Annotated in this window: 21 protein-coding genes; 10 read left to right on the plus strand and 11 right to left on the minus strand. The window is 33.3% G+C overall.

Annotated elements, in window-relative coordinates; all coding sequences use genetic code 11:
* Window positions 1–194 precede the first annotated feature (194 nt).
* Both AC1RRN_RS14240 and AC1RRN_RS14245 read right to left on the minus strand, forming a co-directional pair.
* Complete coding sequence (locus AC1RRN_RS14240; RefSeq protein ID WP_492967928.1) at window positions 195–608, minus strand: cupin domain-containing protein; 414 nt, start codon at window positions 606–608, stop codon at window positions 195–197.
* Window positions 609–918: 310 nt separating this feature from the next.
* Complete coding sequence (locus AC1RRN_RS14245; protein ID WP_492967929.1) at window positions 919–2,220, minus strand: epoxide hydrolase family protein; 1,302 nt, start codon at window positions 2,218–2,220, stop codon at window positions 919–921.
* Between the two features lie 646 nt (window positions 2,221–2,866).
* Here AC1RRN_RS14245 and AC1RRN_RS14250 point away from each other — a divergent pair.
* The 3 genes from AC1RRN_RS14250 to AC1RRN_RS14260 are packed head-to-tail and all read left to right on the plus strand — an operon-like array spanning window position 2,867 to window position 5,202.
* Window positions 2,867–3,613 carry a hypothetical protein gene (locus AC1RRN_RS14250; protein WP_492967930.1) on the plus strand — a complete coding sequence of 249 codons (747 nt, stop codon included), beginning with the start codon at window positions 2,867–2,869 and terminating at the stop codon, window positions 3,611–3,613.
* Between the two features lie 58 nt (window positions 3,614–3,671).
* The gene (locus AC1RRN_RS14255) at window positions 3,672–3,878 is read left to right on the plus strand and encodes a DUF2798 domain-containing protein (RefSeq protein WP_492967931.1); all 207 of its coding nucleotides are present in this window, start codon (window positions 3,672–3,674) and stop codon (window positions 3,876–3,878) included.
* Between the two features lie 31 nt (window positions 3,879–3,909).
* Window positions 3,910–5,202 carry an epoxide hydrolase family protein gene (locus tag AC1RRN_RS14260; protein WP_492967932.1) on the plus strand — a complete coding sequence of 431 codons (1,293 nt, stop codon included), beginning with the start codon at window positions 3,910–3,912 and terminating at the stop codon, window positions 5,200–5,202.
* A 236-nt stretch (window positions 5,203–5,438) separates the two neighbouring features.
* Here the strand turns inward: AC1RRN_RS14260 and AC1RRN_RS14265 are convergent, their stop codons facing one another.
* Window positions 5,439–6,182 (minus strand): SDR family oxidoreductase, encoded by a 744-nt coding sequence (locus AC1RRN_RS14265; RefSeq protein ID WP_492967933.1) that lies wholly within the window; start codon window positions 6,180–6,182, stop codon window positions 5,439–5,441.
* A gap of 192 nt (window positions 6,183–6,374) precedes the next feature.
* Between AC1RRN_RS14265 and AC1RRN_RS14270 the strand changes: the two genes are divergently transcribed.
* From AC1RRN_RS14270 to AC1RRN_RS14285, 4 genes are all read left to right on the plus strand, one after another.
* Window positions 6,375–6,731, plus strand: coding sequence for a winged helix-turn-helix transcriptional regulator (locus tag AC1RRN_RS14270; protein WP_492967934.1), 357 nt, complete (start codon window positions 6,375–6,377; stop codon window positions 6,729–6,731).
* A 212-nt stretch (window positions 6,732–6,943) separates the two neighbouring features.
* A complete protein-coding gene (locus AC1RRN_RS14275; protein WP_492967935.1) occupies window positions 6,944–8,566 on the plus strand; it encodes an FAD-dependent oxidoreductase in 1,623 nt (540 codons plus the stop codon).
* A gap of 196 nt (window positions 8,567–8,762) precedes the next feature.
* Complete coding sequence (locus tag AC1RRN_RS14280) at window positions 8,763–9,443, plus strand: SRPBCC family protein (protein WP_492967936.1); 681 nt, start codon at window positions 8,763–8,765, stop codon at window positions 9,441–9,443.
* Window positions 9,444–9,473: 30 nt separating this feature from the next.
* A complete protein-coding gene (locus AC1RRN_RS14285) occupies window positions 9,474–9,851 on the plus strand; it encodes a hypothetical protein (protein WP_492967937.1) in 378 nt (125 codons plus the stop codon).
* A 76-nt stretch (window positions 9,852–9,927) separates the two neighbouring features.
* Here the strand turns inward: AC1RRN_RS14285 and AC1RRN_RS14290 are convergent, their stop codons facing one another.
* A complete protein-coding gene (locus tag AC1RRN_RS14290; RefSeq protein WP_492967938.1) occupies window positions 9,928–10,365 on the minus strand; it encodes a hypothetical protein in 438 nt (145 codons plus the stop codon).
* Window positions 10,366–10,598: 233 nt separating this feature from the next.
* On the opposite strand from AC1RRN_RS14290, the gene AC1RRN_RS14295 reads away from it, so the two are divergent.
* On the plus strand, window positions 10,599–10,910 hold the full coding sequence (locus tag AC1RRN_RS14295; RefSeq protein WP_492967939.1) for a hypothetical protein: 312 nt from the start codon (window positions 10,599–10,601) through the stop codon (window positions 10,908–10,910).
* Window positions 10,911–10,984: 74 nt separating this feature from the next.
* Here the strand turns inward: AC1RRN_RS14295 and AC1RRN_RS14300 are convergent, their stop codons facing one another.
* The 3 genes from AC1RRN_RS14300 to AC1RRN_RS14310 all read right to left on the minus strand — a co-directional run bounded on the left by AC1RRN_RS14300 (window position 10,985) and on the right by AC1RRN_RS14310 (window position 16,355).
* The gene (locus AC1RRN_RS14300; RefSeq protein WP_492967940.1) at window positions 10,985–12,787 is read right to left on the minus strand and encodes a glycoside hydrolase family 2 protein; all 1,803 of its coding nucleotides are present in this window, start codon (window positions 12,785–12,787) and stop codon (window positions 10,985–10,987) included.
* Between the two features lie 334 nt (window positions 12,788–13,121).
* On the minus strand, window positions 13,122–15,395 hold the full coding sequence (katG, locus tag AC1RRN_RS14305; protein ID WP_492967941.1) for a catalase/peroxidase HPI: 2,274 nt from the start codon (window positions 15,393–15,395) through the stop codon (window positions 13,122–13,124).
* 411 nt (window positions 15,396–15,806) lie between these two features.
* Complete coding sequence (locus tag AC1RRN_RS14310; protein ID WP_492967942.1) at window positions 15,807–16,355, minus strand: NAD(P)-binding domain-containing protein; 549 nt, start codon at window positions 16,353–16,355, stop codon at window positions 15,807–15,809.
* 288 nt (window positions 16,356–16,643) lie between these two features.
* Here AC1RRN_RS14310 and AC1RRN_RS14315 point away from each other — a divergent pair, with 288 nt between their 5' ends.
* Entirely contained in the window at window positions 16,644–19,577 is a 2,934-nt protein-coding gene (locus AC1RRN_RS14315) for a sensor histidine kinase (protein WP_492967943.1), read from the plus strand.
* Here the strand turns inward: AC1RRN_RS14315 and AC1RRN_RS14320 are convergent.
* Together AC1RRN_RS14320 and AC1RRN_RS14325 are read right to left on the minus strand one after the other, a co-directional pair.
* A complete protein-coding gene (locus AC1RRN_RS14320) occupies window positions 19,574–20,203 on the minus strand; it encodes a response regulator (RefSeq protein ID WP_492967944.1) in 630 nt (209 codons plus the stop codon). The two genes, AC1RRN_RS14315 and AC1RRN_RS14320, sit on opposite strands and share 4 nt — an antisense overlap.
* 105 nt (window positions 20,204–20,308) lie before the next feature.
* On the minus strand, window positions 20,309–21,931 hold the full coding sequence (locus tag AC1RRN_RS14325) for a family 43 glycosylhydrolase (RefSeq protein ID WP_492967945.1): 1,623 nt from the start codon (window positions 21,929–21,931) through the stop codon (window positions 20,309–20,311).
* Between the two features lie 270 nt (window positions 21,932–22,201).
* On the opposite strand from AC1RRN_RS14325, the gene AC1RRN_RS14330 reads away from it, so the two are divergent.
* Window positions 22,202–23,329, plus strand: a complete 1,128-nt coding sequence (locus tag AC1RRN_RS14330) for a hypothetical protein (RefSeq protein WP_492967946.1) — start codon at window positions 22,202–22,204, stop codon at window positions 23,327–23,329.
* A gap of 82 nt (window positions 23,330–23,411) precedes the next feature.
* On the opposite strand, the gene AC1RRN_RS14335 is transcribed toward AC1RRN_RS14330, so the two are convergent.
* Complete coding sequence (locus tag AC1RRN_RS14335; protein ID WP_492967947.1) at window positions 23,412–23,903, minus strand: YybH family protein; 492 nt, start codon at window positions 23,901–23,903, stop codon at window positions 23,412–23,414.
* A gap of 111 nt (window positions 23,904–24,014) precedes the next feature.
* Entirely contained in the window at window positions 24,015–24,536 is a 522-nt protein-coding gene (locus tag AC1RRN_RS14340; RefSeq protein WP_492967948.1) for a PPC domain-containing DNA-binding protein, read from the minus strand.
* Window positions 24,537–24,623: the final 87 nt, after the last annotated feature.

The raw sequence follows: 24,623 nt of genomic DNA on the forward strand, positions 1-24,623 counted from the left end.
TTTCTTCGTCAAAAGTAGTTCGACACTCCTCATTTTAAAAGAGGAAAAAAGGTGAAGTGGACAAAGTAAAAGTTGAAATGGACAGAAGTTTTTTTTAACCGCAAAGCACGATAGGATTTACCCAAGGTTAGCAAAGTTTTTTTTCGCACAGCTTTACGATCTTTGCGTGCTTTGCGGTTAAACTATTCATAAACCTATTTCTTCAAAACCAAAACCGGTTTTCCTTTTTCTACGATGTAAGTTGCCAATTCAGAAGCTTTTAAATCTGTATTATTTCTTGCTGAGTGAACAACTCCAGCGGGGATAAAAAGTACTTCTCCTGCTTTTAAAATGACTGTCCCCTGACCTTCAACTTCATATTCTAGCGAGCCTTCCAGTACATAAATAATTTCTTCTCCAGGATGCGAATGTTTTCCGAAAGCCGCATGTCCGTCAAAATCAATTCGGGCCTGAACAGTTTCTCTTCCCGGAATACTCAAATCGTGTTTTTGCAAATCAGTACGTTTTATTCCGGTTTGCGCCGCAATTTGATTCGGAATTAAAAAGGCGATTATACCTAAAATGATAATAGCCATTATAACCCATGTTTTTTGTTTTTTAGTTTCCATAACTTTATTTTTTTAGAGTAGTTTTTTAGTGTTAATTTTTAGTGTTAATTTTTAGTGTTGATTTTTTAAACACATAGAAACATAGATTTACTTTGTCTGTAAAGGCGTTTCACTTGTTTGAACAAACATAGTTTGGTGAATTTTCACGCAGATTTTAAAGATTTAAGCAGATAAACATTGATCTTTTTAATCTGCTAAATCTGCGTGAAACTATTTAGGGGCATACAATAGCTAAGTGTGAAATCTAGATTTTTAAAAAACCTTTTACTGCTCCTTAAACCTATGTTCCTGTGTGTTTTAAATTATTCGATTATTTTCTTAATGATTTAAAAGCCGCGCGAAGTTCTTCTGTAAAAAGCTGTGGTTCTTCCCAGGAAGCAAAGTGACCTCCTTTGTTTACTTCATTAAAATAAATAAGGTTTTTATAGGCTTTCTCCGTCCAGCTTTTTGGTGCCTGATAGATTTCTCCGGGAAATACGGTTACGGCAACCGGAATTTTAATTTGATTTGTTTTTTGCTCCACAACATTAAAATTGTTGTTGTTATTCTCCCAATATAAATTTGCTGAAGAATTTGCTGTATTAGTAAACCAGTACAATGATATATCATCAAGAATTTCATCTCTGGTCAATGATTTTTCAGCATTACCGCCGCTGTAAGTCCAATCATTAAATTTATCAAGGAAAAATGAAGCCAAACCAACTGGTGAGTCTGTAAGTCCGTAACCTAAAGTTTGAGGTCGGGTTACCATCATTCCGGCATATCCTGCGCCTCTGGTATATAATTTATTCAAAGAATTAAAAGCTGCTTTTTCTTTAACTGATAATCCTGCAGGTGCCGGATCTCCGTTTTGCAATGCTTTAGCTATATCTGCTGGTACTGTTGCAGGCATATTCAAATGAATACCCAATAATCCCTCTGGAGCTTGTACAGCCATTGCATCTGCAATCACAGAACCCCAGTCACCACCTTGTGATACATAATGTGTATACCCTAAACGTTTCATTAAAACATCCCATGCTTTTCCAATTCTTTCAGGTCCCCAACCTGTTCCTGTTGGTTTTTCAGAAAAACCATAGCCAGGCATAGAAGGAATTACAACATCAAAAGCATCTTCTGCTTTTCCTCCATAAGCAGTAGGATCTGTTAACGGACCAATAACTTTTAAAAGTTCAAAGAAAGATCCTGGCCAGCCATGCGTAATGATTATTAGCAAAGCATTTTTGTGTTTTGATTTTACATGAATGAATTGAATATCTAATCCGTCAATTTTAGTAATAAATTGAGGTAAGGCGTTTAACTTGGTTTGTGTTTTACGCCAGTCATAATCGGTTCCCCAATATTTTACAAGACCTTGAATTTGAGTTAATTTAACACCTTGTGACTGATCTGTTACGGTTTCTTTTTGCGGCCATCTTGTAGCATTTACACGCTCACGAAGTTCTGTAATCGCTTTCTCTGAAATACTAATGTGATAAGGACGAATCGCTTCTGATTCGGTTTTGCTTTTTTCAGGATTCTTTTGTGCAAAACCAGTTGTGGTAAGCAAAATAAAAGCACCTACAGCAAAAATATTTGCAATGCTTCTTTTGTTTGTTTGAATTGTTTCCATTGTTATTGATTTTAAATTATGTTATTGCTATTAATTTCTTCGACAAAATTATCACGATAACAGGCCCTTTAAAATCAAGAAATATCTCAAACAGGCGAAGTTGATGTCCAAACGGACATTCTTAAACTTGAAAAATTTACATGGTCACAATAATTTGAAATTTCTCTAAAATCAAATAGATGGAAGCGATGGGACTTGTGCTGCTTACTGTAGGATTGAATTCCAGGAATTGAATAAGTATTACATCACAAAATTAGCCTTTAATAAGATTATAATACATTAAATGATCTTATAACTGTTGTTTAAAAAATATTATAAATGTATTTTCTTATGATTTACATTAATCGAACACTCAAATCATAATAAATTGAATATTAACACAATACCGCGCTTATATTATAATACCTTTATACTTTAAATTCACTTATCCACACGTCCAGACCAACCCCCTAAGGATAAAAGCAACTATTTTTTGCACTTAAATTTGATTCCATTTCTATAATTCTTCAAACCCAAAGTATTTCAGGTTTGAAAATGTCAGGTTCATTATCCACTTCGTCTGTTTAACCTATATTTTGAATGTACAATTTGCACAGTCAAAATACATTTGTCTCCTAAAATTTAAAACAATTTAAAATCAAATACAATGGAAACAGCTAAACAACAAGCAAAGAATGATTTATTAGAATTTACAATAAAAGCTCATGGTGGCATTGAGAACTTTAACAAGTTTGAAACTGTTACAGCAAGACTTATTTGTGATGGTGTACTTTGGTCAATGGTAGGACATCCCGGATCTGTAGATGACATTTATGTTACTTCATACACAAATAAACAATTTACTTCTCACTCTCCTTTTCTTAATGAAGACTGGCACACAGCATTTACAGCAGAACATGTTGCCATACAGAATAGTAAAGGAGATATTCTTGAGGAGTTTTCAAATCCGCGTGAATCCTTTGCAGGATACACTACAGAAACACCATGGAGTCGTCTTCAACTTGCTTATTTTACCGGATATGCCATGTGGACATACTTTAATGCTCCTTTTAATTTTACTGGTGAGGGTTACAAGGTAAAAGAATTGGAACCTTGGGAAGAAAACGGCGAAGTATTTCGAAGACTTGAGGTAATCTTTCCAAAGGAAGTAGCAACACATTCTCCAGTACAAACCTTTTATATAGACAAAGAAGGTCTTATTAAAAGACATGATTACAATGTTGATATTGCCGGAGGTGCTACTGCTGCACATTATTTATCTGATTATATCGATGTACAGGGCATTAAAATAGCTACAAAAAGAAATGTTTACGTAAGACAGGAAGACAATACCCCTTTGTTTCCGGAACCTTTATTAGTATCAATTGACCTGAGAGAAATCAGCAGAAAGTAATTCAATTTAAAGCACTATAATACACAAATATGGTGCTTTGAATACAATATAAATATTCATGAAAAATAAAATTGCATTTGCCCTCACCATGGGCATCATAACAACAGGAATCATTTCTTTTAGCCTCATCACAATTAATCTTGGTTTTACCGATAACTTTTTAAAAATCTGGATTAAATCATGGGCAATAGGTTATATCCTGGTAATACCATCTATCTTAATTATTGGCCCCCGGGTACAAAAAATTATAGATAGAACAATTTAATAATAAGACTATTTCTTTAAAAGCAAAAACAATGGAAACAATTAAACAATACAAACAAAATTTTACCGGTATTCTAACTACCTTAATGCTGTTCCTTATAATAACAGCAGGCCTTGCACAGAAAAAACAAACAACAAACAATGCCGCCGAGTCTATTCGCCCTTTTGAATACCATGGTACTAAAGCACAGCTCGATGACTTAAAGAGCAGAATAAAAAATACAAAATGGCCTGACAAGGAACTTGTTAGTGATAACACACAAGGTGTACCACAAGCAACAATTCAATCGCTAGCCAAATATTGGGCAAATGATTATGACTGGCGTAAAATCGAAAAGAAAATTAATTCTTACCCCAATTTCATCACTACGATTGATGGGGTTGATATTCATTTTATTCAGGTTAAGTCGAAACATAAGAATGCGCTACCCATTATCATTACGCATGGCTGGCCAGGTTCTATTATTGAGCAGTTAAAAATTATTGGTCCGCTTACTGATCCGACAGCATACGGTGGAAAAGAAGAAGATGCCTTTGATGTTATTATCCCTTCAATTCCCGGTTACGGATTTTCAGGTAAACCAACTGAATTAGGCTGGGGTCCAGAGCGTGTTGGAAAAACCTGGGTTACCTTAATGAAACGTCTGGGATATCAAAAATTTGTAGCACAAGGTGGTGACTGGGGTGCCCTTATCACAGACATGATGGGTGTACAAGCTGCACCTGAACTTATTGCAATACATACGAATATGGCTGGAGCAGTACCACCCGCAATTGATGCAGCTGCTTTTAGTGGTGCTCCAGAACCCGCTAATCTTTCAACTGATGAAAAGAAAGCTTATGGGCAACTTGCTTTCTTCTATAAAAACGGTCTGGCATACGCTCAGGAAATGGGAAACCGTCCTCAAACCTTATATGCTATTGAAGATTCACCTATTGGGTTAGCTTCATGGATATTAGACCATGACGCAAGAAGCCTTGAACTAATCTCACGTACTTTTGCCGGAAAAAATGAAGGACTTACAAAAGACGATATTTTGGATAATATTACTTTGTATTGGTTAACTAATACTGCTGTTTCTTCGTCTCGATTATATTGGGAAAACAAGCTTGCTTTCTTTGCTCCTAAAAATGTTAAAATTCCGGTAGCGGTGAGTGCTTTTCCTGATGAAATTTATACCACTCCAAGTACTTGGGCAGAAAAAGCATATCCAAATCTAATTTATTTTAACAAATTGGAAAAAGGAGGGCATTTCGCAGCATGGGAACAGCCTGAAACCTTTAGTAAAGAATTAAGAGCATCTTTCAAATCAGTACGTAAATAAATTCAGCAAAACGATTCCATACCCTATTCAAGATAAACAATTTACTTCATTCACTAACTCAATAAGGTTAGAAAATGGAGTAAATTGTTTTTTTATTTGAACTACTTTGAGACTTAACCGCAAGGTGCGCAAAGCTTTTTTAGCAGGTTTTATAAAAACGCAAAGATCGCAAAGCTATATCATAATAACTTTGCGAACTTTGCGTAGCTCTTAGCGAACTTTGCGGTTGAGTCTTTTTAAGCCAAAACCATTCCGCCATCCATAATAAAATCGGCTCCGGTGATGAATTTTGAAGCTTCGCTACTTAAATGAGCTACCATTTTGGCAACATCTTCTGAAGTCCCCATTTGTTTTAGCGGAATTCTATCGACAACAACATCCATAATAGATTTTACAGTTGCTTCATCTAAACCTACTTTTTTCATTACTTCAGTTTCCGTTGGACCTGGACTAACTGAATTTACTCTGATTTTTCTTGACGCTAATTCCACAGCAGCTATTTTCATTACTGCATTAAGAGCTGTTTTACTTGAGGAATAAATGGATGATCCTGCGCCACTCATACTCGCTGTATTAGAAGAAAGAAATAATACAGATGCACCATCTTTTAAAATTGGAATAAATCGACTTAGCGTAAAATAGGCTCCTTTCAAATTGATGTTCATAATATCATCGTATAAGGTTTCTGTTGCCTGTTCAATCGTTCCTAAGCCCGCGATTCCTGCATTAATAAACAGAATATCGACTTGTCCAAAATCTTCTTTTACTTTTGATGTCAGATTTTCAATGTCTGAAATACGGGATTGATCTGCAACAATGGCGTGAACTCCCAATTCTGAAGCCGCTTTTTCAATCGCTTCTTTTCTTCTTCCGGTAATGATAACTGTAGCTCCTTGCTCTTTTAATTGTTTTGCTGTTGCGTAACCAATTCCGCTATTTCCTCCGGTAATTACTGCCACTTTATTTTTTAAATTGTCCATTTTTTATGTTTTAAATTAACGGTACAAATTTAAATCTGAAAAGACATTACTTTTTCAATGGTATCATCGAGTATACTGGATACTTTTTAGCATATAAATAATATAAAGCTTAAATTTATTCGTACAGTTTAAATGAACTCATATCACTTATATGGTGGAAAAAGTTTTTATCTTAGTCTTAAAATACTAGCTATGGCAAGAAATCAGAAAGAAGAATTTCAGGCGCTTCAGGACACTTTATATGTTTTAGGTGGTAAATGGAAATTACCAATTATCAACTCCATTTGTAATGGAAATACCCGATTCAAAGAAATTCAACAAAGTATTCCGGGAATTACTTCCAGAATGCTTTCGAAAGAATTAAAAGATATGGAACTCAATAATCTGGTTAAAAGAACAGAAGACCGCGATGCAAAAGTACCTATACTTTATGAATCGACAGCTTATTGTAAATCTTTTGGACCTATCATTACTGAAATGATCAATTGGGGAATATCACATCGTGAACATATTCGGAATAAAGAAAATACTTCTTTGGTAAAAAAATAAAGCACAGAAATTTCAGGGCTTTATTTTTATTCTTTCTCTATCTTCATCATTCAGATTTTCAACCATATAGCACAATGGCAATCATATAAAATTTACGCTTAAAATTGTAAGTATTCAACTATTTTGCATAGTAGCTTTGATATCTTCTAATAAAAGTAAACTATCAGAAAGACCACAATTCCAACTGATTATAAATTTTAAAACGTAGTGTTATGAATGAATCAAACAATACTTTAAAAAGCTCCAGTATTACTTCAGGCGACAATGTTTCGTTTTGGATTGATTCTACACAGATTATTTCCTGCAATAAACCAGATCAGGATATAGAAACTGAAGTACTTATTATAGGTGGAGGAATTGCAGGTTTAACTACCGCTTATAAATTACTCAAAGCCGGTAAAAAAATAGTACTGGTAGAAGATGGTTTTATAGGTAGTGGTGAAACTGGACGCACAACTGCACATTTAACCTGTGCTTTAGATGACCGTTATTATTTCCTTGAAAAAATATTTGGAGAAAACGCAGCCAAACTTGCAGCTGAAAGTCATACTGAAGCCATCGATGAAATTGAAAAAATCGTTACCGAATTAAATATCGATTGTTCTTTTAAAAGAGTAAATGGTTATTTATTTCTTCACCCTTCAGATAAAAAAGAGAATTTAGATAAGGAATTTCATGTCACACAAAAAGCAGGACTAAAAACTTCTATTTTAAAAGGTATTCCTGCATTGGCAAATGGAGAAAACCAAAGATGTCTGGCATTTGCTAATCAGGCACAATTTCATATTTTACATTATTTAAAAGGTCTTGCCAATGCTATAACTTCCCTGGGAGGTGTTATATATACTGAAGCCCATGCGGAAGATATTACTAAAAAAGGTGCAAAAGTAAACGGATATACGTTTTCTGCACAACATATTGTAGTAGCAACAAACAGTCCTGTCAATGATGTACTGACCATGCACACCAAACAACATGCCTATAGAACTTATGTTATTGCAGGTAAAATTCCGAAAGGACAACTTCCCTACGCACTTTGGTGGGATACCGGCGATCAGAAATCAAAATGGGTTTCGCAGCCTTATCATTATGTACGCCTGGAAAATTATGATGCCGAATATGATTTATTAATTTCCGGAGGAGAAGATCACAAAACGGGACAGTCAGATGAAGAAGGAATATCAGCCTCTGAACGTTATGACCGGCTCGAAGCATGGACAAGAGATTATTTTCCGATGCTTGAAGATGATTTGACTTACAGATGGTCGGGTCAGGTTATGGAACCTGTAGATTCTTTAGGATTTATGGGCAAAAACCCCGGAGACGATAATATCTATATTATAACAGGTGATTCTGGCAACGGAATGACTCATACCACGATTGGAGCAATGATTATTTGTGACAGTATAATGGGAATTAAAAATAAATATGAAAGTTTATATAATCCCTCACGCATTACCCTTAAAATTGCGGTTGATTTTGCAAAAGAATTAAGTAATATGGCATCGCAATATGTTGACTGGATTACGACATCGGACTTAAAAAATACGGCAGATTTAGGTGCTGGTGAAGGAGGTGTAATTTCGTCCGGATTAAAAAGAATTGCCGTTTACCGGGATTATGATAATTCTTTAAAGGCATTTTCTGCTGTTTGTCCCCATTTAGGCTGCATTGTAAATTGGAATTCTGATGAAAAATCTTTTGACTGTCCTTGTCATGGTTCTAGATTTTCTACAGACGGATCAGTTATAAATGGCCCGGCGCAAACAGATCTGCATAAAATTCATATCAAACTAAAAACACATAGCTCCACTCAAAAAGAAAAGCCTTTCTAATTGAAAATATTGTTTATAAACTTAAATACAAGAATTAGCAAAACCATTTTATTGATAAGCTTTTGATCTGAAAATCTCCTTTATATAGCAATCTTAATTCTGTAATAATCAAAATTAATCGTGTAAAAGAAAAACAGTATAAACAGCTTAATTTTAATCTTCTAAAAAGTATAAAAATCAATAAAAAATATAGATCATGGAAACAGCCACAATATCTCAGAAAAAAGTTTCTAATTCAGGAACTTCAAAACTTAAAACAAATGTTTCAGCACTTGAAAGAATTTTAATGGTTACAAGCGGTGGTTATCTTTTGTACAAAGCATTATCGAAAGAAGATAAAAGCATTACCCAAATTGGTTCAGGAAGTGCAATGCTTTTACGAGGACTATCAGGATATTGTCCGGTTTATGACGCCGTAGATCATTTAAAAAATGATAAAGCTTCAAATGTAAACATTAGAGTAAACAGTGTCATTAACAAACCTATAAGCGAGGTTTACAATTTTTGGCGTGATTTCGAAAATCTGCCAAAATTTATGAACCATCTTGAATCAGTAAAACCTTTAAATTATACTACCTCAAAATGGACAGCAAAAGGCCCAGCCGGAATTGGTAAATTAACATGGAAAGCTGAAATTGTAAAAGATGAAAAAGAAAGATTAATCAGTTGGAATTCACTTCCTGATTCATCTGTGAAAAATGCCGGAAAAGTGGTTTTCAGACCAAGCGGACAAAATACAGAAATTATTGTAACCATTTCCTATCATGCTCCACTGGGAGTTGCGGGCGAAAGTGCTGCAAAATTGCTAAATCCGTATTTTGAAAAGCTAGTAAAAGAGGATATTATGAATTTTAAAACGTATTTAGAATCCATTTAATAGATTATAAATGCTTTAAAAAATGAAGTTATGAATATAGATGACAGCGAAAAATTCGGGCGCGATGAACCGAATTTTCAAGATGAAAGCAGATACGATGATGAGGACATAAATCGACAATTTAATGATCCGAGAAATGATATTGATGATGAAGACGAGGACGATGATGAAGACGATTTTGATGACCTTGATGAAGATTCTCGTAACGATGAGGATGAGTATGATGATGTTGATGATGACGATCTCGAAAAAGATGGTGATCTTGATGATGATAACGAAGATGACGACGATTTAGAAGATACTGATAGACCAGGAGATCTTTATAAAGATGTTGATTTGTCTTTACAGGATGAAGTTAATCAGGATCTTGAGGAAGTGAACCCTGTGAATCATCAAAGAAAATTTTAAACTCAATATTTAAAAAAAACCGCTTAATCATTTTAAGCGGTTTTTTTGTGTTTTCTATTGACTTTTCTATTAATAATTAATCGGCTTTGTATTTATTATTCCATAATAACATTAGTAATAACGTTACAATTACACAAGAAGCAGATCCTTCAAAAAGAAGACAAAGTACGTAGGTTGGTACTGAAGGATCGCCACCAAACATAAAAGCTTCTGATAATGATTTTACATAAGCGTCGCCACCTTTCGCATAACTATAAATAAGTAAGGCAATTATGCTAAGAATTACACCAGTAAAAGAAGTTATCATGGCTGATATTGCATTGGGAAGAAAAGTATTTTTACCCTCAGCAAGATTCATTTTTAATGTTCTGTTTACACCATACAAAATGAAAAGAACATTTAGTAAACGTAAATAAAATAAATGGGAAAGATTTAAAATTTCCATCAACAAGAAAAAAAGTGCAATTCCCAAAAATATATAAAATCCGTTGATTATTTCTTTAGGTATTTTCATAATTGGTTTCAATTAAGTGATAAATAATTTGACAGAACTCTATTTTACATCAAATAAATAAAAAAAGAAAATCAAAATGTTCTACTATTTCAAACTAAGATTATAAAATATCCATAATCCATTTAATTTTAAATAAGAAACTGATAATGATATAATTACAAATAAAAACCTTATAATTTTTTTTCGCTTCAAGTTGATAGATTTGTAATTATTAACTATTAAAAGTAATTATTATGAATACTTCAAACCACAGAAATAGCAGATCAGATAATGAAGCAATTAATTCTGAAACTATGGAAAACAAAGATCCGGCAATAAACCAGCATCAAAATAATTATCAGAACAGAGAGCCGTATAATTCAGATAATTCAGACGGTCAAAATCTGGATGACAATGATGATATTAATCTTCAAAAAAATAGCAATCGAACAATCGATGCTGAAAGAGATTTAAGCGACAAAAATGATCCGAACCGAAGAACTTTGGACGAATATAGTGCCAATAAAGCAGAACCGGATGATGATGATGATGATGAAGAAGAGTAAATTCCAACAAAAGCACCAGTAAAAAAGCCGGCTTAGAGACGGCTTTTTTTTTAAACATATTAAAGGAAACAAGTTTATTTATACTCTTCCTCTTTTTGTGTATACCAATCTTTCATTACATAAAAAGCTTTCTTTTTAATTCCTCCGCTTGAAATTAATCCTTTGCGGTTAAAGAAATCCTGAATATTAGGAAGCTGGCGTCTTGGTGATCTAAAATCAACCAAAATCCATGGAGATACTCCTGCCAAACCTTCTATACGATTGAACATTTGAGTATTTTGTTTGTATAATTCTTCCTGATATTCTTCTGTCCAGCGTTCTGTTTTATCTCCATGTCGTCCTTGTAATGCCTCTCCTCCAAATTCACTGACAATAACAGGTTTGTTATACGGAATAATCCACTTCATATCTTTACAAGATTCATTTGTACCTCTGTACCATCCCAGATATTGATTAAAACTCACAATATCAACATATTCATTCATATTGTCATGAAGTGTATTGGTATTGTTTGTACTTGTAGTAACTTCCATAGCCATACTGATTAAACGGGAATTATCTTGTGTACGGGCATATTTGGCTAGTTTACTCAGAAAAATATCTCTGTCGTCACCATGAGGTGTTTCGTTTGCTATCGACCAAATTACGATTCCGCAACGGTTTTTATCTCTGTAAACCATATCATGCAACTGGCGTTCAGCATTGGCATAAGTATCCGGATTTGTCCATGAAATGGTCCAATAAACCGGAACTTCTGACCAAATCATTAAGCCCATTTTCTCGGCTTCTCTTACCATGTTTTCGTTATGCGGATAATGTGCAAGACGCACATAATTGCATCCTAACTCTTTTGCCCATGTTAATAAGGTAACAGCATCTTCCTTCGACCAGGCTCTTCCTTGTCTGAAAGGCGCTTCTTCATGAATACTTATTCCTCTTAAAAAGACTTTTTTACCATTAAGTAAAATTTCCTTTCCTTTGGTTTCTATTGTTCTGAAACCAATTTTATCAGCAATATTTTCATCAGTTTTGGTGATCGTAACATCATATAGTTTTGGCATTTCAGGTGTCCATAAAACTGGTTTACTTTTGATTTCAAAATAGGCCATTCCTTTGGCATCAGTCGTGATATTTTTCTTGATTTTTAATTCAGGAATGTTGATTGAAACCGATTGATTTGCTGTTTCGTTATTCAGTTTAACCCATCCCGAAATTTTCGTTTTATCCTTTTTATCCAACTGAACCAAATAATCTTCGATATAAGTATTCGGAACCTGAGCTAGTACAACATCTCTGGTAATACCTCCATAATTCCACCAATCCATATTAACCGTTGGAACATTATCTTTATGGCGTTTGTTGTCTACTTTAACCACCACAAAATTATTTCCGTCGACCAAAAGATTGGTTACATCAAAATTAAAAGGAGTATAACCACCAACATGATTTCCTGCAAATTTGCCATTTACATACACTTTTGCATCGTAGTTGACTGCCCCAAAATATAGGATTCCCTTTGTTTGGTCAGATTTTTTATACGTGAAATCTTTTTCAAACCAAACTGTTCCTTCATAAAAAAATAATCTCTGATCTTTAGAATTCCAGTCAGAAGGAATATCCATAGTAGCAGAAGTGGCAAAATTATATTCTGTTAGTTCTGAAGTTGAAAATGTTTTATTCTGAAAAAAACCATTGTCTTTAAATGGAATTAAACGATAATCATAATATCCATTTTCGAGCGGATCAACAACATAACTCCATTTACCGTTTAAGTTAATATTGTTTCGAGATGAAATATTCGATACTAATGGAACATCTTGTGCTATTGTTTTTCCTATAATTAAAAAAGTAAAACATAACATTATTATTTTTTTCATATTCTAAATCGTTTAATTAATTATAATTCTGATTTTATTTTCTGGCTTAGCTAACAAAGTTAAATGTTTATCTAAAACACCATTATACCAGGGCAATTCATTATCGGTAAAATAACCCATCAAATACTTATCATTTTTAGGTTCTATATCTTTTTCTACTTAAGTGTCAATTCTTTGTCGAAAACTATAATCAAATGATATTTTTTGGAAAGTTTGTTAACTCCAAAAATACAAACTCAAAATTAATTTAATTATCTTCTAATGAATTTGAAAATTTCTCATAAAAAAAGGCGCCCGAATTACTGACGCCTTTTTAGTTATTTCAATTTCTTACTTACGCAAGATCAAATCGATCCAAATTCATGACTTTACTCCATGTTGCAATAAAATCTTTTACAAATTTTTCCTGTGCATCACTACTCGCATAAACTTCGGCAACAGCTCTTAATTCTGCATTAGATCCAAAAACAAGATCGGCACGTGTTCCAATCCATTTTGGCTGACCTGTAGTACGATCATTTCCAGTATAAAGTTCCTTATCATTAGAAACAGATTGCCATTGTGTATTCATGTCAAGCAAGTTTACAAAGAAATCATTAGAAAGCTGACCCGGACGATGTGTAAATACACCATTTTTAGATCCATCCGTATTAATATCCAATACACGCAATCCTCCTAAAAGCACTGTTAGTTCTGGTGCTGTCAATGTCAATAAATGGGCTTTATCAATAAGCAATTCTTCAGTAGAAACAGTTGACTTTGTTTTTCTAAAATTACGGAAACCATCAGCTTTAGGTTCTAAATATCCAACAGATTCAACATCAGTTTGCTCTGCAGATGCATCCATACGACCTGGTGTAAAAGGCACGCTCGCAGAACTTCCGGCATCCCTCGCTGCTTTTTCCACTCCTGCACAACCTGCCAGAACTATTAAATCAGCTAATGATACTTTTTTTCCACCGCCCTGAGCAGTATTATAATCTGACTGAATGCTTTCAAGTTTATCTAAAACAACTTTAAGCTTATCCGGATTATTTACCTGCCAGTCTTTTTGAGGAGCCAGTCTGATGCGTGCGCCGTTGGCACCACCACGTTTATCAGATCCTCTAAAAGTAGAAGCCGAAGCCCAGGCTGTTGCAACTAATTGAGAAACACTTAGTCCTGAATTCAGAATTTTTTCTTTTAATTGCTCAATATCGTTCTCATTTATCAACTCGTGATTTACTGCCGGAATAGGATCCTGCCATAATAATTCTTCCTGTGGAACATCTGCTCCTAAATAACGTGTAACAGGTCCCATATCACGATGTGTCAATTTAAACCATGCTCTTGAAAAAGCATCTGCAAACTGATCTGGGTTTTCAAGAAAACGTCGTGATATTTTCTCATACTCAGGATCTAATCGTAATGATAAATCTGTAGTAAGCATTGTTGGCAAATGCTTTTTAGAACTGTCAAAAGCATCCGGGATTATGGGTTCAGCATTTTTAGCTACCCATTGATGCGCACCTCCAGGGCTTTTTGATAATTCCCATTCAAAACCAAATAAGTTTTCAAAGAAATTATTACTCCATTGCGTTGGCGTTTTAGTCCAGGTAACTTCAAGTCCACTTGTAATAGCGTCGGCACCCTTACCAGAACCAAAACTATTTTTCCAGCCAAAACCTTGTAATTCTAACCCTGCTGCTTCAGGTTCTTCCGCAACATGATCTGAAGGAGCTGCTCCGTGTGTTTTTCCAAACGTATGTCCACCAGCGATTAACGCTACCGTTTCTTCATCATTCATAGCCATACGGCCAAAAGTATCTCTGATATCTTTGGCAGCGGCAATCGGATCCGGATTTCCATCTGGTCCTTCAGGATTAACATATATAAGTCCCATTTGCACAGCTGCAAGTGGTTTCTCTAAATTTCTTGAATGAATATGGCCATCCGCATTATCATCAGATGATACAACGCCATGATCTTTTGGTACACCTTCAGAACCGTCTTTGTAACGTTCATCTCCACCTAGCCATGTAGTTTCAGATCCCCAATAAACTGCTTCATCCGGTTCCCAAACATCTGCTCTTCCTCCAGCAAAACCAAAAGTTTTAAAGCCCATGGATTCTAAAGCAATATTCCCTGTTAAAATCATTAAATCAGCCCATGAAATTTTTCGACCATATTTTTGTTTTATAGGCCATAACAATCTTCGTGCTTTATCAAGACTTACGTTATCTGGCCAGCTGTTAAGAGGCGCAAAACGTTGTTGTCCGGCACCTGCTCCTCCACGACCATCTTGTACACGGTAAGTTCCTGCACTATGCCATGCCATACGAATGAACAGACCTCCGTAATGACCAAAATCTGCCGGCCACCACTCTTGTGAATCAGTCATAAGTTTATGTAAATCTATTTTTAATGCTTCGAGGTCAAGGCTTTTAAAAGCTTCTGCATAATTAAAATTTTCTCCCATTGGATCTGATAACGGAGAATTTTGTCGCAGGATATTTACTTTTAATTGGTTCGGCCACCAGTCACGGTTTTTTGTGCCTGTAGCTGCTACATTGTCCATACTGCCATTATGAAAAGGGCATTTGCTGATGTCATTTGAGTGGTCTTCCATGATTACAATTTATTTTTTGTTTTTTATTAATTGTCTAATTAATTTATTATCAGACTAATTTACAAACAAAATAAAAAAGTTAAACGAAAGATGCATATTAAATCAATCTACATTAATAGATAAAATCTATTACAATGAAGCTTTATCATTTAAATTATGAAAATTAGATCATTTTCATTTTAGAGGTTCAAACAGAAGAGTCAAAAAAGTTAAGTCCTGAAAATTATATAATTGAAAATTATAATTCTATAAAAAAATAAATTCTTATAAAGATACATTTGAATGTAAACTATTTAAGTTCAAGTCTGAAAATATTATTTTGTACTTCCTTGTTTGAAAATGTTTTTTTTCATGCTGATATTTACAAAGGATAACTTGGAAGTACATTTTTTTAAGTAAATTATTCAACCTTTAGCAACAACCCAATTTATATTCTTCGAGGTCACAACCTACAAGATTTATAGTTTTTAAAAAACTTTTTACCTTGTTTTTTGCCTGTAAATTTGTTCCTGCATAAAATATTTCATTTCCATTTTGATTTTGATTTTTACATATAGGCAAAATCTCAACAGGTTGCATAATATTGAATACTTTTACTACATGTGCTGCTGGTAGTAAAGAAGCTATAATTTCACATGATGATTTTTGTTCTCCGTAAGATTCAAGAGATTCCATACTAAAAAGAGGATTGTTTGTATGAAGTAATATTTTTTCACTCATATCTGGTAAATCATCAAAGAAGGCTTTAAGATCTTCGCGAGGAATAAACAATATTATTATTTTGGCTGTTACTGCTTTATCTTTAGAAACTAATTTTACTTTATCTCCCATTTTTTGAATAATAGGTCTTAAAGTTTGAGTACAACGGTTATGACTAATTAATACCTCATGTCCTGATTTAGCAGCTCTGTCAGCGAAATCTAAAGTTATATTACATACACCAATAATACCTATTTTCATAATCTCTAATTTTTTATTAATCTTGCTTTTTTATAAGGATAAGTTTAAAAGCAGGGTTTAAAACAAATATAGCCGTATACAGCATCGAGAAATCATGAGAGTTGTACCAATAAACCTACAATCTTGTAGATTTAAAACTACAAATTAAAAATTACGAATTATGTTTGTTAAGTTTGTCTGTATAAAATCAGTCCGATGTCAAAAATGACGTTGTTTACATTTTTTCGCAATTGCTGCCTTTTATTATTACTGCTAAATCCTGCTAAAGGAATTTGTCAGAATAACTATATGGCCAGATGGTACACCGCTGATAATAATGAATTACCACAAAGTAGTGTAAAATCAATTGTGCAGGATAAATACAATTTTATCTGGATGACGACAGAAAATGGTCTGGTTCGTTATGACGGACAATCTTTCCTTATTTACAATTCGGCTACCACAAATTTGCAACAATGTCGCTTTACTGAAATTTTAGGGAACATACAGAAAGATAGCTTGTATTGCTATAATGATAAAAAAAACGAACTCGTTCTTATCAATGGCCGCAAAATACAGATTGTCAAAAAAGGACGTCCTAAATATAAAATCATCCGGAATGGAAAGCGTTACTATTTTCATGATGGAATTCCATCTAATAATACAATAGATCCTCACGATCCGTACTATATTAAGCGGTCAAACGGAAGTCTTTTTTTTATCGACAGCAAACAAATAGAATTGTGCGATGCTAAAATGAAAAGCATTTATAAAATTGCCTATAAAAGCAATAGTGTTTTTAACTTTTTTACTATAAATGATACTTTGTTCTACCTGAATTCAGATGGCACTTATGATTATTTTACTAAAGATGGAATGTCTTCCAATAAGCTGAATTCAGCCATTTTTAAAACAAAATATAAGCTATATTGGAACATTACCGCCAAACAGGTTTTTCTTTATTCAAAAAATAAAATATTCCTCTTAACATCTGATAAAAACCAATTATCAGCCAAATCAATTATAGAGTTTAAAAATTTTGAGAGAAGCAATATTATTTCGATTTTTTACGATCGAAAAAATCGAAAACTCTATTTAGGAAGTTATACAAATGGATTATGTATTATTACTTTTCCTGATTTTAAAACGGTTAAAAAAGATCCTCACAAGGCTGCAGAGGTCTATTATGCCGCCTTGCCATTAACAGACAGTACAATTGTTACCGCCGAAGGTTTTATACTTAACAATAGAAAGGTCACAGATAGTGTTCCTTTTACAAAAACTGTTTATCTCAATGATCGTCTTAGCATTACGAAGGATGATTATCAAAATTTGTGGGTTATAAGCCGATTTACCGTTCAGTGTTATCTTAAAAAATCAGGATATAAAAAACATATCACCTATGATTTTAAACAGGCTCCAAAAACTTTATTTAAGGATAAAAACAATACAATATGGATTAGTTTGCAAAATGATGAATACCATAAATCGAGACTCTATTCGATAAAAAATGGCAAACTTACTCTTATCGCCGTATTAGGAGAAATCATCAACTATATTACCCAATTCGATAACACTACATTTTATTTCGGCACAGATAAAGGTTTATTTATTTATAAAACAGATTCTAAAAAGTTATTTTTCATTAAAAATTCTGAAAAATTAAATATTAGAAGTGTTTTTATTGATAGTGAAAAAAAAATATGGCTGACCACTTATGAAAAAGGCTTTTTCCTTTTTTCGAATAACACTTTACTTTCTTTTCCAAAAGATGAAGACAATTACCTTAATTCATCTCATTGTATTGTTGAAGATAAAAAAGGCTTTTTCTGGATTCCAACCAACAAAGGGCTTTTTCAGATATCCAGAAAGACATTATTAAAATATAGCAAAAATAAAAAAGGGGCCATTTACTACCATCAATACAATAAAGAAGAAGGCTTTTTAACAAATGAATTTAATGGCGGATGCCAGCCGTGCAGTAATTATCTTAAAAATAATGAAATTGTTTTTCCATCTATGAATGGTTTTGTTTTTTTTAATCCTGATAAAATAACACCATTACTCCCAGGAAAAGAATTTTTTATTGACAAGGTTATTGTAGATCAAAAGATTTTTACTCCGAGTGATACCATTGTACTGAAAAATAATTTTCAAAGGGTAAGTTTCTTAATTGATTACCCTTATTATGGCAACGCAGAAAATATAAATATCCAGGCAAAACTAGACAAAACTGTTAATAGTCGCTGGGAGAAAATAAGAGGTGAGAAATCTATTTCGTTTACTACATTGCCTCCCGGAAAATATATACTTACATTGAGAAGCTTGTCATCATTTGATGGAAATTATATTTATAAAAAATTTACGATAATTGTTCCCGCCAGATTTTATCAAACAACCTGGTTTACTATTTTATGTTATTTTCTGACCATTGGATTTTTAATTTTTATGTGGTATATACGATTATATTATATCAAATTAAAAAACATCAGACTTAAACTCGTTATTGAAAAAAAGACCAAAAAATTAGCTACAACTGTTCGTAAACTAAAAATCACTAAAAACAATTTAAAGCAAGAAATCAAGCAACAGGAAACATTGGTAAAAAGTATGAGCCACGATATTAAAAGTCCGCTCAAATTCCTTACTTCTTCTATAAATCATTTATCAGATAATATAACGATTCAGGAAGATCCAAAACTAAAACATCAACTGGAAACGATAAAAATGTCTTCTGTTCAATTATACGAATATGTTGAAAATCTGATAAAATATTCCACCATATTTATTGAAGGGAAAAAACTTGAAGACAAAAGTTATTCTTTATATGATCTTATTGAAGAAAAAATTCAGATTTTTAAAAAAATTGCGGAGGTCGAAAATACAGTGATAATTAATAGTGTTGATCCTGAAGTTTTAATTAGGACAAATAATAAAGCACTCTCTATTATTATTCACAATTTACTTGATAATGCCATAAAAAACACTAAAAATGGAAGAATAGAATTAGTAGCTGTTACTCAAAATAATATGCTGACCTTGACGATTATTGATAACGGAAAAGGCATGAGTAAGGAGCTAATTGATTATTATCTTGATTTTTACAAAAATCCAATTGTAAAAAATTATCATTTGGGATTGCACATGATTATTGAACTTCTTGTTATCATTAAAGGAAACATCAATATTAGAAGTACAATTAACGAAGGAACAACCATTGACATACTAGTTGAATACAATTAATACTCGAAAGTCTTATACAAATTAATAAGTTCTACTAAATTATTAATCTTCAATTTTTCAAATACTCTGGCCTTGTATGTACTTACAGTGGACACATGAATGTTTAGCATATTTGAAATTTCAAGATTCCCATTACCATTAATTAACAGTTCTGTAATCTGAAGTTCTCTTTTTGACAAAACATCACGTGGATTGATTCTTTTTTTACCGATCTTTTCTTTTAATAATTCATTTACGAGTTCAGAAGAAAGGTAGGTCGAAGATTCGAAAATAGAGTTGATAGCAAACATCATTTTCTCTTCACTGCAGAGTTTATTCAGATATCCATTGGCACCGGCAGAAATATATTTCAAAGCATATTGTTCTTCTTCATGAGCAGAAAAAACAAGAATTTTAACCGACGGCCGAATAGTTCTCAAGTCATTAATCATCTCGGTACTTTTGCCTCCGGGAATATTGATATCTAAAATGATCAAATCAAAAGAACTTTCTTTTAGAAGTGCGATAGCTTCAAAGAAATTTTCGGCATTGGAGATTGCGACATCTTCAATTTGCTTCTCTAAAACCATGGCGACTCCATTTCGAACCACTAAATGATCGTCAACTATTAAAATTTTTTTAGTCATAATGAATTACATTTCTACAAATGTAATTTTTTTAATTATTCAACAAATTAAATGCTAATATAACTTCTATGGTATCACAATGCATTATTTGTGTCAAATGACGATTTATTTCTTACTTTTCTGCTTCCCATTTTTTACCAAAGAAACATCATCAACTAAACAAAAAGCATTTGCATTTCCATCTGCTTTAAAACCAACTTCGACTTTTCCACCTTTAACAACAATATTTTTAATCACAATTGTTTTCCAGTCTGTATTCTCATTTTTAATAACAGAATTAAATGTTTTTCCATTGCTCAGCGCATACATTTCCAAGTTAATAAATCCATTACTGTTTTTTATTTTGGCTGTTAAAGTATACAAACCGTCTTCTAATTTTACATAGGATGAAGAAGAAATAACCTGAAAAATTTTCCTTTTGAAATTAACTTTATCGCTAATATTCAGACTTTTTTCACCAATGACAATCTTCCTCTCATTCTCCGTATTAAAATGATTTAAAACAGGAGAATTAATACTGTCCAGTCCTATTTTATTTCCTTCAATAACTTCACTTGCCCAGCCTGTTAATTGAATTTGAACTGGTTTAACAGGACTCGGAATATGTCGGCGGTCAGCTTCGAAACTGCCATTTTTTATATAATTATTGTCTTCGGCAACTTTCCAGTTTCCTGTTTTAGCATCGAGATTCCATGAACTTAACGAATTAAAATAAGGCGTTTTTCCATCAAAAGAAATCGGGCACCACTGATTGTATCCTAAACCATTACCTGCAAAATCGGCCCAACGGTCTCCACAATATACAATTGTTTCCTTCTGGCTTCCTTTTACAGAAAAGAAAAATCCGGTTTGCGAAATGTGTGCAAAATCGTCTTCACAACCTTTCATTATCGTCATGTCATTTGTTGGGAGATATGGACCTCTAATATCATCAGCCACTAAATAATAAGCAAAAGAGCCATCCCAACCATAAATATTTGAAGCAAACATGTAATATTTATTTTGATATTTGAACATGCAATTTCCTTCACGACTTTCTCCTTTAAAAATTTCAGTGCAGTCTAGCAGGTTTACTTTTCCGTCTTTCAGGCCAATTTCAGAAACATAAATTTTGTTGCGACCTCTTCCGTAAGAATATATTAAATATGATTTTCCGGTATCTTCATCTGTAAAAACTGTTTGATCACCCGTATTACTGGTCCCGATCATTTTCTCCATGTTTATTTTCTGATGCCAGGAAAACTCCCCTGTAGGCGAATCTGATAGTGTAATCAACACTTCTTTTTCATGCTGAACAAACATCGCATATTTTTTTAGTTCTTTGACGTAACATACGCCTAAACGCCCCACCCAACTTTTACCAGACGGATTCGCTTTGTCTTTTGTCAAAACATTGCCTTCAAATGTCCAATTCACCAAATCTGTTGAGCTATAACAAGTCACTGCTTCAAAAGTAGATGTTGTCAGCGTAATAGCCGGATTTGCACGATAACGATTGGCTTCAACATATTGTACACCATACCAATAATACTTTTGTACACCGGTAACCGGATCTGCAAATTTAAAAATTCCACCACCCTGACTATTTAAAGGAAGACCGTCTTTGGTATTCCAGAATACGTCATTTTTAATGTTCAGATCCTGAGCAATGACTGCCGTTGCTGTTCCGATGAAAGTGAAAATCATCAAAGCAATAAAATTAAAAGAATGGTTTATTTTATAAATCATGTCTATTTTGGTTAGGTTAGTTTGTAATAAAAGTATGTAATACACATAACGTTAGCGTCATGCACTATCCTGTTTGTGGCTTTTAAGCACAGTTTTATCTAATAAAACTTCCAAATAAAATCTACAAAATTCCACTGAAATTAAGAAGTGTCAGGCAGAATTAAAGAATTCCGGGATTGAATACAGTCAATAAATCTGAAATTACATCAACACTTTTTTATATCGTTGATATTCACTAACTTGCAGTATATTCTTCTAAACTCATTTATTATGAAAAAACTTTTTTTGTCATTATTAGTGGTTGTAATATGTTTTTCGAATCAGTCGATTTTTTCTCAAACCAAAGATGAGGATGTACCACCACTTGGACTGCCCGGAGATAATCTGGATTTGTATGCGGTACTTGATCTTTTTCAAAAATCAAAAACTATTGAGGATTTTGAAAAGTCATTAAATCAAAAAGAAACAAAAATTAACAATCTTGATCTTAATCTTGACAAAAAAGTAGACTTTATCAAAGTTGTAACCAAAAAAGATGGCAACGCTTTTACGTTTGTACTTCAGGTAAACGTAAGTGAAAAAGAAACCCAGGATGTTGCTGTTATTTTAGTAAATAAGGACAAAAACGGAAAAGTATCTTTACAAATAGTGGGAGATGAAGATCTTTATGGTAAAAACTATGTAATTGAGCCAAAAACCAAAAGTGATTCAGTAACAGCTAATCCGGCCTATGTTGGTTCTAACCCAGTTACGGTTAATGTACCTGCTACAACTACTGTTGTTGTAGAATCGGCTCCAATTGTACAGTATGTATATTCTCCTGCTTATGTGCCTTATTATCCTCCTTATTATTATGGTTTTTATCCTCCTTATTTTGCAGCATTTACGGTGTTGGCAGTAGGTATTTATCGCCATAACAATTGGTATCATGGTGGTTATTACGGAGGACATTATGGTGGTGGAAATACGGTAATCATTAATAATAGAAATCAGATTAATCATTATAATAACGAAAGAAACCGATCTAATACAGTCTCAGATAACAGGGCCAATGGAAAGTATGGCAATAATCGAGGAAATAACACCAATCGGCCAACAGCAGGTACATCCGATCGTGGGGCTAATGGAAATCGAGGATCGACATCTGATCGATCATCAAAAGTGAATCGTCCCTCAACTTCAGACCGATCTTCAAATGTTAACCGTCCATCGGCGGGTACTTCAGATCGATCTTCAAACTTAAATCGTCCGTCAACTTCTAATCGTTCATCGAGTCCAAGTTTTGATTCTGGCCGTACCAGAAGCGGAGGCGGTGGTGGCTTTAGCGGAGGCAGCAGAGGTGGCGGAGGCTTTCATGGCGGAGGCGGAGGTTTTGGCGGCGGTGGAAGAAGACGTTAAAAACTTCTCTTTGATATAAAAAAAAATGGACTAAAACTTACTATGTTTTAGTCCATTTTTTATATCTATAAATCTGATTTCTTTATTTTATTTCCATGTCTGAAGCACTCATATCTCTGACACAAACATATTTGCCGTCTCTTTTTTCAAATAAACTAAGATAATTTCCGGTATTAATAACCGTTTTACTAACAGAGTCCGTTACGGTATATGCACCACTTTCTACAACCTGATTTCCATCATTTGAAACAAAAACTTCATTTGTTTTAAAGGAAATTATATTAGAATTAGCTCCTAAATCAGATATCAAAAACTCTGAAATTGCCTGCTTACCAACTAATGGTTTTTTATGTTGATAATAACTTATCGCATCATCAGCATAATAACCAATGTTTTTAAGTTCTCCTGAATTGTAAGTTGCCGCAAATTCATCTTCTTTTGCCTGAATTTCCTTTTTTATTTGCTCTTTATCAACTACTACGACAGGTTTTTCTTCCTCCTTCTTAGTATTACAGGCTAACATTGAAATCAGCACACTCCCTAATAATAATCCATTTAAAATCTTGTTTTTCATATGATAAAAAATTAAAATATTACAACTTAAAAGTACTATAAAAATCTCAATATCAGACGATTTAACCTAAAAAAGATTAAAACTAAGGTTTTACATTTCAAATTTGAGAGGTTAATTTTTTACACAAGGCAATTGCAATACATTTGCTCCTAATGGCTGTTCCATCTTTCTTTCTAATTTTTCCTGGTTTACGGTAATATAAATTTCCATTGAACCTGTTCCTACTTTTAGTGCTAAGATATGTCCGCCATGAGCATTAAATTTATCATCTGTTGCAACTCCATGAATATGTAACGATGGTTTTCCTTCATTCCAGGCAATAGAACCAGTAATACTTCCCATCTCTACTTTTTTGAATGTCTTTGGATTAAATTTCTTTTGATTAAAGTCAAAAAAACCGAAAGTAGCTTCTTCTGCAAAACCAATTCCGGTAAAATTTCCTGAAGGAATTTGTTGTTCTTTGACAAGATTTTCAATTGATTCAATGACATTATCACCTTCACGCAATACCATCAGGAATCCTTCGGCTGTTTTGCTATAACGGCATTGAGAATTACTTGAGGTTTGTTGTGCGTTTACTACACCAACAATACAAAAAAGTAGGGCGACAAATATTTTTTTTAAGGAAGACATAGCGATTAATTTTAAATCTTAAAATTAATTCACAACTTGTTTTTAAATTTTATATAAATCCAAAATAGTGTTACATGAATTCAATTG

Source organism: Flavobacterium sp. GW821-FHT11G01, assembly GCF_058808175.1.